This window comes from Bradyrhizobium sp. WYCCWR 12699, from assembly GCF_032144035.1.
In the GTDB taxonomy this organism is placed as follows: domain Bacteria; phylum Pseudomonadota; class Alphaproteobacteria; order Rhizobiales; family Xanthobacteraceae; genus Bradyrhizobium.
The window spans coordinates 1-777 of sequence record NZ_JAVTJN010000024.1 but is presented as its reverse complement, the minus strand read 5'-3'; the positions used below and the strand labels follow the sequence as shown (position 1 = coordinate 777).

Here is a 777-nt window from a genome sequence, read left to right as displayed (position 1 = left end):
CTGGCCGGTGGCGGTCGCAAGCGTTGCGGTGCCACTGGCGCCGATCGTGGCTTTCTGCACGCCGGTGGCAAGGTCGATCGCATTCAGCACGTCGTTGACCGTGCCGTTCTCCAGATAGACCGTCGAATTACCGTTGCCGTCAGTGACGACGTTACCGCTCGCGCCATACCCGCTCGGAACGCTCGGAGCACCGGTCGTGCCGGGGGTCGGTGCGTTCTTGAAGGTGATGACGTGACCGTCGACGTTCAGGGACGAACCGTCCGCGATCGTTGCACCCAGCGAGGTTGCGCTCGTGGTCCGGTTGACGTTGACCGTGGCATTGCCGCCGCCGACTGACGTCGTCAGGCCGAGAGCATTGAGCAGATCTGCCTTGCCGGTGACGCTCAAATCCGCGCCCTTCGAGCTGACCAGCGTGACCTTGGAGGTGCCGACGCTCGACACGGTACCACCCTGGCCGAAGCTCGCTGAGATCGTCGCAGCACCTGCACTGATCGAGACCGTCTTCACGCCGCTGGCCAGATCGATCGCGGCCAAGAGATCGTCGACGGTCGCAGCCGGAGTACCCGCGGTGCCGAGATAGACCGTGGTGTTACCGTTGCCGTCGGTGACGAGGTTACCGCTGGCGCCGGAGCCGGACGGAACGCCGGTGGCTCCCGGAGCCGCGCCGGAACGGAAGGTGATGGTCTTGCCGTTTACGGTCAGCGTGTCGCCGTCGGCGGGCTGGGCCACACCGGCGAGGCCGGTCGCAGTCGTGCCGTTGGTGGCGATCAGGGTGAT

The 777-nt window shown here is 66.2% G+C and carries 1 protein-coding gene; it reads right to left on the bottom strand.

The genetic code is table 11. The annotated features are described in order from the left end of the window. On the bottom strand, positions 1-777 hold a 777-nt coding region (locus tag RPS27_RS10510), incomplete at both ends, for a DUF1522 domain-containing protein (protein ID WP_313753991.1).